The following is a 16,927-nucleotide window of genomic DNA, read 5'->3' as shown; positions in this document are numbered from 1 at the left end:
TGTCCATCCTCGCAGTATCCGGTTCTCAAGGTGCACGCCCCGCGGCTCATCCGGTCCGACCGGGCCGCGCGGCAAGGAGATATATTGCCAGACCGGAGGGGCGCCGGGAGCGGGAATAACGCACTCCATATTTTGTTCACAAATGAATAGGTCCCTCAGTCGCATCACTGGGGTTAAAACTGAAGCATTGGCTTCTGATATTGGCGATGACCAGCTGTTTTATGAGTATTGAGACATCGGTCATCTCTGGAGCGCTACTTTACCCCAAAGGCATCAGCTATTTGTTTCCCATCGGTAAAAGGCGGGTTTTGTTCGCCAAGCGTTCTTATATATAGATAGATACGGGTTCGAACCCGTGCACCGGCAACAAAAAAGACGGCCAACCGAAGTTGACCGTCTCAACAATCTTTGGGTGGGCCGTCAGGGGTTCAGCCTGCTTCGCAGGCGGCCGCTGCGGCGCTTTCGCGCCTTGCGCGCTGCGCTGGCAAACGCTCACGCGTTTCCTCAGCTCCGCGCCCTTTCGGGTTCGAACCCGTGCCGCGGCAACAAAAAAGCGGCCGGCATCCGCCAGTCGCTTTTCTATTCTATGGTGGGCCGTCAGGGGTTCGAACCCTGGACCTTGGGATTAAAAGTCCCCTGCTCTGCCAGCTGAGCTAACGGCCCGCGGGTGGCATTGTACCACGGTCTGGGACTATTCCCAACTCCATTGGCCGTTCTGGAAAATCACAACTTCACGTCCATCAGGCGTAATGCCCGTAATATCGATGTCGTCCGTGCCGATCATAAAATCAACGTGCGTGCTCGAGACGTTAACGCCATGCTCCAGGAGCTCTTCCTTGGACATGTCGTACCCACCCTCGATGCACTCGGGGAAGCCGACGCCCAGCGCAAGATGGCAGCTGGCGTTCTCGTCATAGAGAGTGTCATAGAACAGAACGCCGCTTTCGCGGATCGGAGTGTTCTTGGAAATGAGCGCGACCTCGCCCAGATGAGCGGCACCTTCATCGGTGTCAATAATGCTCGCAAGCGTCGCCTTGCCCACACGGGCATCGTAGTCCACTACGCGGCCGGCCTCGAACTTAATCCAAAAATCGTCAACCTTGTTACCGTGGTGAATGAGTGGCATGGCCGAGTACACGATACCGTCGGCACGCATACGATCAGGCGAGGTGAAGACCTCCTCGGTGGGGATGTTGGGGAAGAAGGGGTGTCCATCGGGCGTCTTACCCTTGCCGCCGGCCCACTCGTGACCCTTCGTCATGCCAATCGTCAGATCGGTTCCATTTGCTGCGGTGTAATGTAGGCGGTCAAAACGATTGTCGTTCAGGAAACGCAGGTTCTTTTCGAATGCCGCGTCATGAAGCTCCCAGTCGCTCTCCGGGTCCTGGCCATCGGCACGAGCGGTGTGCAGAATCGCATTCCACAGCTTATAGATTGCAACCTCATCGGCGTCTCCCGGGAACACCTCGCGCGCCCAAGCCACGACCGGAGCGCCGGCGATACACCACGGATTGATGTTGTAATCCAGTCCACGGCGGAAGACCTTGCACTGCGTGTTCCTTGCCTTAGAGGCTGCAGCGGGCTTGGCGGGATCGATACCCTTGAGGGCCGCAGGATCCGCACCCTCGATAAAGACAAAGCAGGCACCATCCTGGGCCAAGGAATCCAGCTGCATGCGCTTCCACTCGGGCGTCTGCTCAAAATAGCTTTTCTCGACATGCTCGTACGTGAGCCTCGTCACGGCATCATCGGCCCAAATGACCGTCACGTGGCCGGCGCCGGCAGCATAGGCCTCCGCGACCACCACGCGCGCAAACGGCGCGCACTCGACCGGAGACTGAACGACGACCTCCTGGCCGGGCTTGACGTTTACGCCCTTGCGGACGACCAGGCGCGCGTAGTTTTTAATCTTGGGCTCCAGGGCCTTCATGCCCTCCAGAGCCTCTTCGACCGTCAGGGCAGCTCGAATCATGTGCCACTCCATCTATCTATAGAACAGTAAAAAGGCGCGCCGCAAAAACGACGCGCCTTATATCTTAGCGATAAGTATGTATGCAAACGCTACTTCTTCTTGGAGTCCTTCTTGTCCTCCTCGGCAGCCGCGCGCTCAATAAGAGCATTGAGCTTGTTCTCGGACATGCCCTCGGCCTGCGCGCGGTACATGTTGCGCAAGGGACGAATACGAGCGAAGTCATAGATAAAGTCGCCCAAAATGATGACGTAGGACAAAACAATGCCGACCATCTGGACAGGGCTGGACACCATGCCAGCGGGAGCGAAGTACAGCGAGGCCCAAATTGCCACGACGAGCACCATGCCAATGGCGAGCACAATCCACCAGATGCGACGGCGCTTGGTGTAGTCCTCGTCCTGCTTGAGGAGGATATTCGACACCGTATAGATGCGGTCCTCCTTGGCGCGCTGCTTAGCCTTGCGGGCGCGCTTCTCCTCTTTAGAGAGGCCCTCGAGGTTCTCGCCCTTCTCGAGCTCTTTGCGGCGTGCCTTAGACGAAGCCGGCACGACGCGAACGGAGCTCGCTGCTTGGCGGGCGGGCTTAGCAGATGCGGCAGACTTGCGCGCAACCCCGGTAACTTCGTGGGATTGCGTGCGCTTGTTCGTGGCGCTACGGGTACTCACTTATGCGTTCTCCTTCATGCTTGTGAACTGGGAGCCCGTGATGATCTGGAAGGCCTCGCGATAGCGCTCGGACGTGCCATCGATGACCTCGGCGGGCAGGTGCGGGGTCTCCCCCGTCATATCCCAGTTGGCCTTGAGCCAATTGCGGACGAATTGCTTGTCGTAGCTAGGCTGGATCTTGCCCTCCTCGTAGCTGGCAGCAGGCCAGAAACGGCTGGAGTCGGGCGTGAGACACTCGTCGATCAGCGTGACCTTGCCATCAATAACACCAAACTCGAACTTGGTGTCGGCAATGATGATGCCACGGGTCGCGGCGTACTCGGCGGCAGCCTTGTAGATCTTGAGGGAAAGGTCACGAATCTGCGTGGCGATATCCTCGCCCACGATCTCGCAGCAACGCTCGAACGAGATGTTCTCGTCGTGGTCACCGATCTCGGCCTTCGTGGACGGCGTGAACAGCGGCTCGGGAAGCTTGGAAGCCTCGGTCAGGCCCTCAGGCAGCTGGATGCCGCAGACGGTGCCGTTCTCGTCGTAGGTCTTCTTGCCCGAACCGGTCAGATAGCCGCGGACGATGCACTCGATAGGAATCGTCTGGGCCTTCTTAACCAGCATGGCGCGGCCAGCGAGGTAGTCACGATACTCAGCAAACTCCTCGGGGAAATCCGCCGGGTCGATGGAAACGAGATGGTTGGGGACGATGTCGGCAAACTTATCGAACCAGAATGCCGAGATGCGATTGAGTACCTCTCCCTTAAACGGAATCTCGTCGGGAAGAATGAAGTCAAACGCAGAAATGCGGTCGGTGGCGACCATCAGCAGGTTTTCACCGGCATCGTAAATATCACGAACCTTGCCACGGGAATCCGGACGACGCTCCATCGTTGTCACGTGAGTCACTCCTTACCTAAATACGACAGAAATGCGGGTTCTTTCCCGCATGTTTTCGCAAACTCGGAGCGGCAGGGACGCGGCCCCTCCTTCACCGAATAACGAAAAGCTAGTGCTCCATTGTAGTAGATGCCGCGTCTGCCGTGTGCTCGCGGGGCAGATGAATTGTAAAAGTCGTACCCTTTCCAAGCTCCGACTCCACGGATATGTAGCCATGGTGACGCTCGACGATCTGCTTGGTCACGGCGAGGCCAACGCCCAGGCCGCCAGCTTCGCGGGCGCGGCTGGCATCGGCGCGCCAAAACCGCCCGAAGATGCGCGACAAATCGTCCTTGGCAATACCGATGCCGGTATCAGAAACGGCAATGCTGACGTGCTTGCGGTCACTGAGCACCGACACCACGACCCAACCGCCCTCGGGGGTGTAGCGCATGGCGTTGCTCATGAGGTTGATAACACATTGCGTGATCATGTCGGGATCGGCCTCGACGACATCGTCGTGACCCTGGGTCTCGTCCGCAAAACGCAGGCGCAGATCGCGGTCGACAAACAGGCGCTCCTGGGCATTAACGATGGAACGCACGAAAGGAACCATGTCCACCGGCTCAAGGTTGAGCGGAGCCGTGCTGTTTTCCATGCGCGACAGGTCGAGCATCTGCTGCACCAGACGAGCCAGGCGACGCGTCTCGGAAGCAACGGTTTCCAAATGCTCATCGTCGGTGGGATACACGCCATCCTGCATGGCCTCGACCGTTGCGAGCATGGCCATAAGCGGCGTGCGAAGCTCGTGTGCAACGTCTGAGGTCAGGCGCTTCTCGTGTTTCATATCCTTCTCGAGCGAAGTGGCCATCTCATCGAAGGTCTCACCCAGCTGATCGATCTCGTCATCACCGCGCAGTCCCGTGCGAGCCGACAGGTCGCCGTCACGGATTTGCTTTGCGGTACTGGTGATGCGATGAATCGGCTTGGTGAGCATGCGCGACACGAGCGATCCGATAACGACCGAAATGCAGATTGCAACAACCGCGGCGAGGGCCATGGCGTTAAAGGTCTTCTCCCTAAACGCAGAGTCCGCCTTGGTGAGCAGAGCGTCGGAGCCGATGGCCCACAGCTTTACCTGTCCGACATGCTCGCCGGAAGACGTTACAATCTCGACGTTAGCAACGCTATCGGAGTCGGTTGGAGCAGACGAGACCGGGCTATGCGATGCCCTCTTGCCGCTCGTGTCGTCGGTCGTAGCCTGGTTTTCGCGTACATCGGCGGTGGCGCTTGCCGAGGGCCAGGAATCGTCATAAACGATCACGCCCTTTTTATTGACGACCTGCATGCCCAGATCGTCGGAAACCAAACTCGACGTTGCGACCGTGCGCAGTTCTCCCGCGGTCCAAGAGCCGTTTTCCTCATATGAGGTTGCCAACTTCTCGGCAGCGGAATTTGCGATTTCGACGATATTGGAGCGTGTGTAATCCGAAAAGACCGTGCCCCACACAACAGAGACAACGCCCACCAGCACCAATACTGTCATGAGCGATGTCAGAGCAAAAGCAAGTGCCATGCGCGAGGGATAGCTCATCGTTGGCCGTGAATCGGAGCGAGGCGTGTTCCAACTAGCCTTGGAACCCGCCTCGCTCTCCTGCTTGTGCTTTTGTCCGATTTCAAAGCGCGCAGGTGTCATATGTGATTTCCCTATTTCTCGTCCGACTTATCGGTCTTGGCCGGAGCCTCGAAGCGATAGCCGACACCATGGACGGTGTAGAGCCACTTGGGCTTCTTGGGATCATCGCCCAGCTTGGCGCGAAGATTCTTCACGTGGCTATCGATAGTGCGCTCATAGCCCTCAAAGTCATACCCGAGCACTTTCTCGACCAGCTCCATGCGGTTATACACACGGCCGGGATGGCGGGCAAGCGTGGTGAGCAGCTTGAACTCGGAAGCCGTCAGATCGACTTCCTTGCCCTCGACCAAGATCTTGTGGCCCGAGATATCGATGACCAGATCGCCGAAGTCGAGTACCTCGACGGCGGGCTCGTCGGCCTGATGGGCACGGCGGAACAGAGCGCGAACGCGGGCGACGAGCTCGCGCGGCGAGAACGGCTTAATCAGATAGTCGTCGGCGCCGAGCTCAAGACCGATAATACGGTCCTCGATCTCGCCCTTAGCCGTCAGCATGATGATGGGGACATCCGAGGTATCGCGAATGGTGCGGCAAACGCGCTCGCCGGGGATCTTGGGGAGCATAAGGTCGAGCACGACCAGGTCGAACTGATGCTTCTCGAACTCCTCGATCGCGGACTGGCCGTCGCCGACGCCCACAACCCAGTAGCCTTCGCGCTCGAGATAGGCAGCGACGGCGTCACGGATTGCCTTCTCATCCTCGACCAGCAGAATCTTTTTTGCATCTGAAGCCATAACACGGCCCCCCTGTCTCAATTAGCTAAGAACAAGCCCATTTTAACGCACCTGAGCCCGCCAGATGCCGCTATGACGCGGCAGCTCGGCGGGCGGTACTCACAATTACAACGCGTTTATTCCCCTGTTGGCGCCTTTTTAACCCCTCTAAGCTTAAAGAGAGAATAGGCGTGCAGTGACTGTCTCTGGTATACCCTGGCTGTTGCGCACCGTGGCGTACGTAAGGAATGAGTCCGACTTTCCCGCCGTAGCTGGATAATCGCCATACTCCAAAGCGCGGTCGGGCGACAGCAGCGAGCCATAGGTCTTGGCAGAGGTGTCGATCAGGAAATGCGACGCCTGTACCTTAACAAGGTATTTATTCTTCTTGCCAGCCGCACATGCAAGCGGCTCGCGGGACAGGAAGAGATACGGCCCTCCCTCATTACCGATATACGTGCCCATGTTGCCCAGGCTGCCCACGCCACTATAGGCCGCCTCGATAGAAAACACGAAGGTATCGCCCATATATACGGCCTCGAAAGGCGAGACTGACGAGGGAAGAACTAGCTGGGCACGTTTGGTGTTGTTGCCGTCGGTCAGATCGATTGCCGTTATGCCGTAGTAGACGCCCTCGTCGTTGCGGACACGCGGCGAGATGGTCAAAATGCCGTCGCTCGCGCGCGGGGCCGATGCAAAGCGGCCCGTCGATTTCCAAATTACCTCGGCCTTGGATTCATCAAGCGAGCGACGATAGCAAAACGAATCACTACTCGTTTTATTGCCGCCTGCCGAAGGCATTTTATACCAGATGACCGATGACCCGAACGCCGTGAACAGGGGCGGATCATAGTCCTTGCCACCTCGATCGAGCTCAACCACGTCGCCAGAGAGCGAAGCGCCCGACAGATTTTGAGCGTAGAGCTTCCACGATGAATTGGCAAAGTTCATCTCAACCCACGCGAATACGCCGTCGCCGGCACGGACATCGTAGAATGCGTATCCCGTGCCCTCGATAGGATCCTCGATTAATGTGGTAAGCGAGCCATCGCCCAGGTTGAGCACACCGAGTGTGTTGGCGTGCAATGCCGATGCGGGCGCCATCATCGCCGCGGCGTAATCGCCGTCGCAGTAGTACAGCAGCGTACCCAGAGGCAGCGTCCACGACGCCGCCGGCTCAAGATCGATGTCGACTGCCTCGTACTCATCCGTAATCGAGATGATTTTGGAATCATCCTTGATAACCTGCGGCTCGCCGGCGGCATCATCGCTGGTACCCGTTTTTTTCGAGCATCCGGCAAGCACCGTGGCAGCGCCCGCAGCAACCCCACCGAGCACAAAGCCGCGACGCGATATTCCGTTCTTGATGTGATCGGCGATACCCATTAGGCGATCTCGGCGCGAGCGGCCTCGATAGCGCGTGTAAGCTGGTCGGCGCAGGAGGTCTTTTTCATACCGCAGGTATTACCGGCGAGAACCTCGATTACGCGATCGGCAGGAGCGCCCTCGACCAGCTTGGAGATAGCCTTGAGATTGCCGTCGCAGCCGCCGGTAAACTCAACGCCCATCACCTTGTTGCCGTCATCGGAAAGGTCAAGGTGAATATTGCGAGCACACACGCCCTGAGGCTTGTAATCAAACGAAATCATGCGATCCCCTCTCAGAATGTTATTCGAGACGACTATTATCCCCGTCTTTCCCTAAATGCAACGAGGCGCTTTGCCGGCAACACACATTACCAGCAAAGCGCCCTAAAAAGCTAACGTTATGCCCGAACCTACTCGAAGCTCAACTGCTCCAGACGATCAAAGACCGTGTCGATGCGGGTGAGGAAGTCCCACGGATCAAAGATCTCGTCGAGTTTCTCCTGGCTGACGGTGCAGCGCGGATCGGCCTCGAGACGTTCCTTAAAGGTGGGGCCGGAGACACAATCCTGCACCTCGTGCCAGGTGGCCATGGCGTTCTCTTGCACAATGGCGTACGCGTCCTCGCGGGTGATACCCGTATCGACGAGGGCCAGCAGGACCTTGGAGGAGAAGATGAGGCCGCGTGTCTTGTTGAGGTTGGTCATCATGCGAGCGGGATACAGCTGCAGGCCATCGATAACGCGGATGAGGCACTGGAACATGTGGTCGAGGGCGATGAAGCTATCGGCCTGAGCGACGCGCTCGGCAGAGGAGTGCGAAATGTCACGCTCGTGCCACAGGGCGACGTTATCGAAGGCAACCTGGGCGTTGGACTTCACGACGCGCGACAGACCGCAGACTTTCTCCATGGTGATGGGGTTGCGCTTGTGCGGCATGGCTGAGCTGCCCTTTTGGCCCTTACGGAACGGCTCCTCGGCCTCGAGCGTATCGGTCTTCTGTAGATTGCGAACCTCGGTAGCGATGCGCTCACAGGTGGCCGCTGTAGTGGCAAGCACGCCGGCAAGGTAGGCATGGTGATCGCGGCTGATGACCTGCGTGGACAGAGGATCGTGGACCAGGCCCAGGTGCTCGCAGACGTACTCCTCGACGAACGGCTCGATGGAGCTGTACGTGCCGACAGCGCCCGAGATGGCACCAAAGGCAACGTTCTTGCGGGCATCCTCAAGACGGTCCAGATCGCGCTTGAGCTCCCAGGCCCAAGAGCCAAACTTCATGCCAAAGGTCATCGGCTCGGCATGGATGCCATGAGTACGGCCGGCGCAGAGCGTGTTGCGCTCCTCAAAGGCGCGACGCTTGCAGATCTCGCCGAGTTTTTTGACGTCCTCGATGATCAGGTCGCAGGCCTGGGTGAGCTGGTAGCACAGGGCCGTGTCGCCCAGATCGGAGCTGGTCATGCCATAGTGAACCCAGCGGCTGGGCTTGGGGTCGTCCTCGGGAACATCGGCATCGATGTATTCCTTCATGTTGGTCAGGAAGGCAATGACGTCGTGGCGCGTGACTTCCTCGATCTCATCGACCTTCGCCTTCTCAAAGTTGGCATGGTCGCGGATCCACTGGGCCTCGTCTTTGGAAATACCGATCTTGCCGAGCTCCGCCTGGGCCTCGCAGGCCAGAACCTCGATCTCCTGCCAAATGGCGTACTTGTTCTCGAGGGAGAAGATGTGTCCCATCTCCGGGCGGGTATAGCGATCGATCATAGCGGCTCCTTTTTGGTTATTGGCACGTTGGTCGTAACCCATCCATTGTACCGTGCGCAGGTGCAAGTATGGGCAGCAGGCATTAACCTAACATTTTGGAATTGGAGCGGGCAACGGGACATCCGCGTATTTGCTTCGCAAATCCGCACCGGCTTCAGGCGAGCCCCTCAGCCTCACGAAGCCGCGGGGGAAGACTTTGTTGAATTGGCCGTCCCCATGTCTCCCGCACTCGATGGAGCGGGCAACGGGACATCCGCGTATTTGCTTCGCAAATCCGCACCGGCTTCAGGCGCCTGTCGGCGCCTTCGCCTGCTCGCTACAAACGCTTCGCGTTTGCTTTACGCTCGCACCCTGTCGGGTTCGAGTCCCGGCGCTTTATTGAAAAAAGCACGGCACCGTAATGGTGCCGTGCTTGTGCTTCTAGCTGGAGCGGGCAACGGGACTCGAACCCGCGAGTGTCAGCTTGGGAAGCTGATGCCTTACCACTTGGCGATGCCCGCATATGTGGGGGATAGTATAACGCGGTTGTCTTGTTCGATACAAGAGTGGCGATGCTTGTTTTAGCTGTGGAGATTCGTTTGAAAATCGCGTCAATTGTGGAGATGAGGACCTTTGACCTCCTGTTCTCCTTATCTTCTACCTGCGCTTTTGCTTGATTGTTGTATTTGAGCTCAATTTGTCAGGAATTGGGCAAGCTTTTGGTCAGGCTCCGGTACTTACCCGCATGAACCTCGGGGGTAGCCTCATCCTACGCGTCGCAGCCTCCCCGTGCGGCGCACGAGGGATAAGGAGCAGCCATGTCCAACGCACCCACGCACTCTGTCCACAGCGCAATCGCAACAGGTCCGCTGCTCCTGCTCCTCTTCCTACTTTTCGGCTGCCTGGCACCGGGAGCCGCATTTGCCGTCGATGGCTACGACCAGCTCGGCTTCCGCACTATTAGCGATGATTGTGGGCCCTTCTTCATCGGCAAGTATGAAGCTCAAGACACCTCGATTGCCTACTGCATGAACCAGGAGCGCCCCGGCCCCACCAAACCGGGCGGCCCATGGCTCAACTTTGATCAAGGCTGGGTGTGGCTCGACGACGAGTTCGCGGCAATCGTTTGTCACGGATATCCCACCGCCACGTCGTTTGGCGGTTACCATCTTTCACCCGATCGCGCCCGCGCCGCCACCCAGCTTGCCGTATGGATGCTCAACGGCACTACCCATGTCGACGGCACCTACTCCTACACGACCGCTCAGGGTAAAACCAAGAGCGGACACTTTACCGCCGACAATGAAGTCGTGGCGGCTGCGCGGTGGCTCCACGACAGCGCAAAATCAGGAAGCATCAAAGCCGCTCCGCACCGCGCGCGACGCTATCTAGGGGCCGTATCGGGCGGCAGCAAACGTCAAGACATGCTCTATGTACTGCCGGCGGTCTCTGTTTCCTTCCAAAAGCAGTCTGCTAACACCGTTATTACCAGCGGAAACAATACCTATCAGTTTACCGGGGCAACATTCGATATTTTTGAGAGCGCCAGCGGCGCGCGTGTCGGCACCATCAAGATGGACAGCAACGGTCGAGCGCAAGCAACACTTCTGCCCAACACGACATACTACCTAGTTGAAACGAAGGCGCCGGCCGGCTATGTCCCCCGCCACGATCGTATTGCCTTTACCACGGGGAATGACGGCGGGCGGGTCGCCATTGATGAACAGCCCGGCACCATCAACCTGCGTATCGTAAAACTCGATGCCGCGACGAATGCCGGCCCCCAGGTGGGATCTTCACTCGCAGGAGCAGAGTTCACGTGTGTGTCGCAATCAACCCCTGGATGGGCACAAATCCTCACGACCGACGAAAGCGGTCGGGCCGCCCTCGCCGATGTCCCCTTAGGAACCTTTACCATCTACGAATCAAAAGCCCCCGAGGGCTACCTGCCATCCAACGACAGCTGGACCTATACCGTTGGAGCCGACCAGCTCGGCGATTCAGGCGTGGTCGAGATCGAATCTCGCGTTTCCGATATCCCCATTGCGTTTGACCTTGAGATTTCCAAATTCAAGGATTACGGCAATAGCGACCAATCCGGCCTGGAGCAGCCGGCGGGTGGTGTTGTCTTTGAGGTTGTCAGCAACAGCTCTCAGCAGGTTGTTGGCACACTGACCACAAACATCTATGGCTTTGCCTCCACCAAAGACCAGCCCGAAGCATGGTTCGGCACAGGTAAGCGACCCGCCGGTGTCCACGGAGCCGTCCCATACGACCGTGCCGGCTACACGGTTCGCGAGGTTCCGGAAACCGTCCCCGAGGGTTTTAAACGTGCAGGGGAATGGACCGTCGGGGCCAATCAGATTTCCAACGGCGCCGAGCTTCAATATATCGTGGATAACCACGCTCTGTCGACGCACCTCCAGATTGTAAAACGCGACGCCCAAACAGGCGCTTCTGTTCCACTAGCCGGATTCACCTTCCAACTCCTCGACAGCAATCACGAACCTGTCTCACAAACTTGCTGGTATCCAGCACATAACGTAATGGACACCTTTACGACTGACGCGACCGGGACCGTCACACTGCCCGAATCGCTCGTGCCGGGCACCTATTATGTACGCGAAGCCTCGGCCAAAGAGCCCTATCTTGTCGGCGAAGAGATCGAGGTAAACATACCCGCCGACATGAACCTAACGCCCGTTGTAATCGCCTCGTATTATGACCACGCCGCGACCGGAAACATCAGGATCGTTAAAACCGATGCCGTAGACGGCAGCAGCCTCGCGGGCGCCGTCTTTGAGATCCGTGCCTCGGGTGATATCGTGCGCCCCGACGGTAGCATTGCCGCGCTCGACGGTGAGACTGTCGCTGCCGTCACGACGGATGAAACTGGAGAAGCACGCGCGGACGACCTCCCGCTGGGATCTGGCACCGCACGCTACGAGGTTGTCGAGACTCAAGCGCCGGCAGGCTTCTTACTCGATCGGACATCCCATATTGTCGACCTTACTTATGCCGACCAGAAAACACCCGTTGTAGAAGCACGGCTTAACGTATCCGACGATTACACCAAGGTAGATATCTCCAAGGTCGATGCAAGCGGCGAGCAGGAAGTGGAAGGCGCACAGCTCACCTTATATGGTCCCGATAAAACCGAAATAGACTCCTGGACCTCATCCGACAAGCCACACCGCGTCGAACATCTTGCACCCGGCACCTACTCGTTGCGCGAAATGATGTCTCCGCGGACCTATGACCTTGCCGAGGAGATAACGTTTGAAATAAAAGATACGGGAGAAGTCCAATCCGTCGCGATGAAGGATGCGCCCATCGAGATCAAGGGGCAGGTCGACAAGCGTCAGGAACTTGTCCAACCTATCGAAAAGGGCCTGTTGGCTAACGGCGATGGTAAAAACCGCGCCACGACGCAAACCAATAGTGATGGGCTTTTCTCCTATACCATCGATGCTCGAAACGATTCCGCTACTTGGGTTGATGAGTTTACGATTACCGATGATCTTGAGTGCGCCAAAGACGGCACGGCGAGATTCATCTCAATCGAAACCCCCGTCGCCATCGGCGACCTCAACGGTCTGTGCAACGTGTGGTATCGCACGACGCCGTTGGACTCGACAGACGTCGATGAACCGGCGAACGCGACACTTGACGATGGACACGAAAATCCTTGGCTTGAGTCCGACGAAGTAAAAGAGAGCCTTGGTGAGGACTGTCGCCTCGTCGATTACGACGGCTGGCGCCTCTGGAAGGCGGATGTCTCGACCACGGAATCCACCACACTCGAGGCGGAAGAGCTCGACCTTACACCCAATACCGTCGTAACGGGCATTCGAATTGAATACGGTGCGGTAGCCGCCGACTTTACGACTCGAAGCGATGCGGATTCTTGGACCCGCGATGATCTCAAAGATGAGCACGACGACCTTGACGATGCCAAAGCAATCCTTGGCACAGACGCTCGGGGCGCAATCGTGCACATGCAGGCGACGTCGGCTTATACGCCCCAAACCGCACTCACCAACAGCGCACGCGTCGATCTTTGCCGCAACGGCGGCGGCGATAAACTTGAGTCACATGACGAGGACCGTGTCATTCAACGCTGTACCCTACCGCAGGACCTACCGGCAACAGGATCAGTTCCCATCGCCGCTTGCATCACCGCGCTCCTGACCTCGGGTGCCGCAGCCCTATGGTTCGCTCGCCTTAGGTCGACCCCAAAGAAGCGCTAGCGCGATGAAAAAGCGGGCGAGCCAGTCCCCTGGCTCGCCCGCTTTCAATCATGTAAATCGCCGTATCTACTCTGCAGACGAAGATCCACCATCAACGATTGCCTGCTCGGACTCAGGAATCCCATCGGCACCCGTACTCTGTTCTTGCTCCACCTCTTCGCTGATTGCGGAGGCGGGGGTCGAGCCCTTTGCACCCACGATGTAGGCAGCCCCAAATCCTAACGCAATGGCAATCAAGGTCAAAATCACGTAGACAGGCCAATGGCGCTTAATATACGAAAACACGTTGACTCCTTAGAGCTCCGTCTACGAACGGCGGATAACCTCGGTCACGACCTCGGATACCGTGGCAATGTTCGTCGGGTTGACATTGTGGGGCAGGTCGTCCTCGGTACGAGCGCAAGCCAGACGCGTGCCGTCCACGCCGGCGATGGTGAGGGCTCGGCGGCTCGCCTCGAGCGCGGCATAGGCATCGGTCTTGGCATAGGGCATCTCGAGCGCGCCACAATCGACATGGAACGACTTGCACACCTTGCTGACCAGGTTCATGATGCGGCGATCGCCCTTGAGCAGCTGCTGTTCGCCCTCGACCGTCACCACCGAAAGCCTACCGGCGCCGACGGATTCAAGATTGATGAAGAATACGCCGCGGAGCTTATCGCGATGCGAAGCCAAGAAGGCCTTCATGCCGGCGCCATCACAATCCGAGGCGCCCGTTGCCACAAACCAGATATCGTGACCGAGCAGCTCATCATCGCCCATAGAGGCGACAGCCGAGAGCATATCTTCGGAAGAAGCGCCATCGGAAGACGTAGCGCCGCCCTTCCAGCCATCGTTATCGTCCTCGAAGTTATCCCACGAACCGATACCGCGACCGGACTTCTTGGCATCGTAATCGTCTTCGACGCCCAGCCAATCACTCATGCTGTCCTGCTCGTTTTTCCTTTTACGACCGAACAGGCCACCCAGGCCGCGTTTGCGAGACTTGGGTGCCGCCGGGGCGGGAGCCGAAATGGTCTCGATCGGCTGCGCGCCCGACGCAACGGGCATAGAAGGCGCAACGGGTGCCGATGTGGGTTCGGGACCCTGGGCAGTAGCAAAGGGGTCGTTGACCTGGGCAGAGGGATCGGGAAGGTCGAACAGCGACGTGCGAGACACAAAGTTTGCCTGCTTCATAGACGGCAGCGACGGATCGGGGACCGAAGCCAGCGGAGACGAGGAAGGTGCAGGCGACGGTGCCGACGCCGGATCGGGAACATTCATCTGCGGACGCGGCGATGCCTGGGAGGAAATCTGGGCCATAAGGGAATCGACCGTTTCGTCCTGGGTGGGAGCGACATTGGCAACCGTGGCACCGGAACCACTCGGGGTCGGCATGGTGAAAATCTGCGTGGAGTAAGGCCTCGACTCATCCGTCTCGGGAGTCTCGGAAACCGCAGGCACTTCCTCCTGCTCGACCTCGGTCGAATCACCTTGATCGGCTGCCGCGTATTGCTCTTCGTCAGAGTTGGCCTCGACGGACTCGTCCTCGGCGGCATCTTGGATTTCGGCAGCATCAATGGGCTCGTCATCGTCTGCCGCGTCGCCCTGCTCATCGGAAACAGGAAGGGGCTCGGCAATTGCGGTGCCTTGCTTTTCAAACGTTATCGTGGAATCGAACTGCGCGGCATCAAACGACATGGTGCTATCGACGTGCTGCTGAGCCTCGAAAGACATTGTTGCCTCAACAACATCCGCTGACGTCGGTTGCTGGGACTCAAAGGACGTCGTAGCTTCGGCAGCGTCGACGGGCCCGGACTGCATAGCCTCGTTCTGCTCGAACTCTTGCGCCGCGCGCTCACGTGCCGCCTCGGCTGCCTGCTGCTGAGCGATAGCCTCCTGCTCGGCAGCCTCGCGTGCGGCAGCGCGCTTCTCCTCGAAATCGTCGACAAATTTCCTGCCCTTTGCAAGCGCACCCTTAAAGAAGCTGGAAGCGCTGGCGCCAATCGAAGAGAACGCGGATGCAATATCGGCATGGGGCGTTGCCGCGGGAATCTCGGCCGAGAAATCAGTATCGCTCTCGTAAGACACGCGCCCCGGCTGTTCAACGTAATCGTCGTCAGACTCGTCCGCAACGTCTTGCGCCGGCGCGGCGGGAGCCAAAATGTCCAGTCCTGCCGCGGGATCGATCGCAGACACCGCCTCGGGCTCGGCAACGGTAACCGCGGCAGACTCATCATCCGCAGTGACAACGGGCGCAGGCTCGGGCTCAAACGTCGGCTCCTCGCCCTCCTCGTAATCGAGCGTGCAGGACTCGGGAAGCATTCCGAGCGCACGGATGGCATCCGAACCAAAGCGGATGTTGCCGGCGGCGTTGCGATAGAGCTTGGGCTCGGGCTCGGCCGCGGCAGGCTCCTCCGCCGGCTCAGCAGCGGGAACCTCGTCATTGAACTCTTCGGCCTGGACAGCCTGATTCTGATCCTCGGGCACGATGGCGCCAATCAGCGTCTCGTCGGCAGACGCACCCTCAAAGCCCTCGATCTGCTCGTCAAAAGCCTCGCCCTGTTCGGGCTCGGTTTGAGCGTCGGGAGCAATCGGCTGACCGAACTCGTCCTCGGCGTAGGTAGGCTCTTCGTACTCGATGGTGTTGCCGTAGTCGTTTTGCTGCTGGGCCGCGGCATACTCCGCCGCCGCGCGCGCCATTTCCTCGGCACGACGTTTCTGCTCCCCAAAATAGGTATCGAACGGAACATCGTCGGGAAACTCGTTCTCGCCCTGGAAGGGAGCAACGTTGTCCATAACGCCGAGCATAGCGGCGACAGAAGACTTGTTGCACACCGCGCCGGACGTATAGGGAAGAATGTGGCGGTTAGAGATGATGTTTGCCGCGTTGGCAAGTGCAACGAGGGAAGCGAGGATCGCGACAATCCACAGCAGAACCTTGAGCGCGCCGGGGAGCGGCAGGATACGCAGGATGGCAACGGCAGCAGGGGCAACCGTGGCAACGGGCAACAGCTTGGCGATGAGCGCACGATACGAAGCATAGGGCTCGCGGGCGAGCAGCTCAGCACGGGGAGAGTCGTAGTGTGCGACAACGACCACCGGGCGGTTGCGCGGAGACGCGAGCGGGCCCGAGGCCTTGTGGTAGGCGATGACATTTTGGCTCACGCCCGTCTTGCCCAGGCGCGAAACCACGGGGTGGCCCGTGCGCTCGAGCACGTAAAGAACGGCGCCGACGATTGCCAGCAAGGTGCCGACCAAGCCGATACCACCGCCGATGCCCATCAACAGGGCGCCGGCAAACGCAAGAATACCGGTAACGGCAAATGCCAACCTACTGGGCGCCGGGGCATTGAACTCCTGAACCTCGGGATCAAAGCCGTGGTTGCGGAAGATCTGAGCGATATCCTCGGCAGCCAAGCGCTCTTCTTCGCTGCATGCCGGCGTAATGCCGGTGTTCTGCAGCAGGTGGTTAATATAGTTCTGGGTGTTCGCCATGTGCGCTCCACATCCATAATCCGACAAATAGGCCCAATGCATGCACATTAGAACCGTATATAGTCGAAAGTATACCCCGAGCGAGCGCAAACGACCGAATTCGGGCCATCTTAACGCCCCGAGCGGACAAGGATATAGCCTAATCTCCATATCGGACTAAAATCATGGCAGCAAACTACCTTCT

Annotated in this window: 11 protein-coding genes and 2 tRNA genes; 1 reads left to right on the top strand and 12 read right to left on the bottom strand. The window is 58.5% G+C overall.

Going from position 1 to position 16,927, the window contains the following annotated elements; all coding sequences use genetic code 11:
- Positions 1 to 587 precede the first annotated feature (587 nt).
- The 10 genes from KTF55_RS03135 to KTF55_RS03090 form a co-directional block, all read right to left on the bottom strand.
- A tRNA-Lys gene (locus KTF55_RS03135) sits at positions 588 to 663 on the bottom strand.
- Positions 664 to 691: 28 nt separating this feature from the next.
- A complete protein-coding gene (locus KTF55_RS03130; RefSeq protein WP_217107354.1) occupies positions 692 to 1,972 on the bottom strand; it encodes an aminopeptidase in 1,281 nt (426 codons plus the stop codon).
- 89 nt (positions 1,973 to 2,061) lie between these two features.
- Positions 2,062 to 2,637 (bottom strand): hypothetical protein, encoded by a 576-nt coding sequence (locus tag KTF55_RS03125; RefSeq protein ID WP_022093792.1) that lies wholly within the window; start codon positions 2,635 to 2,637, stop codon positions 2,062 to 2,064.
- Complete coding sequence (locus KTF55_RS03120; protein WP_035136481.1) at positions 2,638 to 3,516, bottom strand: phosphoribosylaminoimidazolesuccinocarboxamide synthase; 879 nt, start codon at positions 3,514 to 3,516, stop codon at positions 2,638 to 2,640.
- 118 nt (positions 3,517 to 3,634) lie between these two features.
- Positions 3,635 to 5,200: an ATP-binding protein gene (locus KTF55_RS03115; protein WP_040360026.1), complete on the bottom strand. Its 1,566-nt coding sequence runs from the start codon at positions 5,198 to 5,200 to the stop codon at positions 3,635 to 3,637.
- Positions 5,201 to 5,211: 11 nt separating this feature from the next.
- Entirely contained in the window at positions 5,212 to 5,934 is a 723-nt protein-coding gene (locus KTF55_RS03110) for a response regulator transcription factor (RefSeq protein ID WP_006236208.1), read from the bottom strand.
- Positions 5,935 to 6,087: 153 nt separating this feature from the next.
- Entirely contained in the window at positions 6,088 to 7,299 is a 1,212-nt protein-coding gene (locus KTF55_RS03105) for a twin-arginine translocation signal domain-containing protein (protein ID WP_217107355.1), read from the bottom strand.
- Complete coding sequence (locus KTF55_RS03100) at positions 7,299 to 7,562, bottom strand: TIGR03905 family TSCPD domain-containing protein (protein WP_117848466.1); 264 nt, start codon at positions 7,560 to 7,562, stop codon at positions 7,299 to 7,301. Before KTF55_RS03100 ends, KTF55_RS03105 begins: the two co-directional genes overlap by 1 nt.
- Positions 7,563 to 7,690: 128 nt before the next feature.
- A complete protein-coding gene (gene purB / locus KTF55_RS03095) occupies positions 7,691 to 9,037 on the bottom strand; it encodes an adenylosuccinate lyase (RefSeq protein WP_217107356.1) in 1,347 nt (448 codons plus the stop codon).
- Between the two features lie 425 nt (positions 9,038 to 9,462).
- Positions 9,463 to 9,537 (bottom strand) — tRNA-Gly (locus KTF55_RS03090).
- 297 nt (positions 9,538 to 9,834) lie between these two features.
- Between KTF55_RS03090 and KTF55_RS03085 the strand changes: the two genes are divergently transcribed.
- Positions 9,835 to 13,266, top strand: coding sequence for a SpaA isopeptide-forming pilin-related protein (locus KTF55_RS03085; protein WP_217107357.1), 3,432 nt, complete (start codon positions 9,835 to 9,837; stop codon positions 13,264 to 13,266).
- A 66-nt stretch (positions 13,267 to 13,332) separates the two neighbouring features.
- Here the strand turns inward: KTF55_RS03085 and KTF55_RS03080 are convergent, their stop codons facing one another.
- Complete coding sequence (locus tag KTF55_RS03080) at positions 13,333 to 13,551, bottom strand: hypothetical protein (protein WP_022094153.1); 219 nt, start codon at positions 13,549 to 13,551, stop codon at positions 13,333 to 13,335.
- A gap of 21 nt (positions 13,552 to 13,572) precedes the next feature.
- On the bottom strand, positions 13,573 to 16,743 hold the full coding sequence (locus tag KTF55_RS03075) for a hypothetical protein (RefSeq protein ID WP_217107358.1): 3,171 nt from the start codon (positions 16,741 to 16,743) through the stop codon (positions 13,573 to 13,575).
- Positions 16,744 to 16,927: the final 184 nt, after the last annotated feature.

Source organism: Collinsella sp. MSK.8.10 (assembly GCF_019041915.1).
In the GTDB taxonomy this organism is placed as follows: Bacteria; Actinomycetota; Coriobacteriia; order Coriobacteriales; family Coriobacteriaceae; genus Collinsella.
This window is presented reverse-complemented; position numbering and strand designations above follow the sequence as displayed.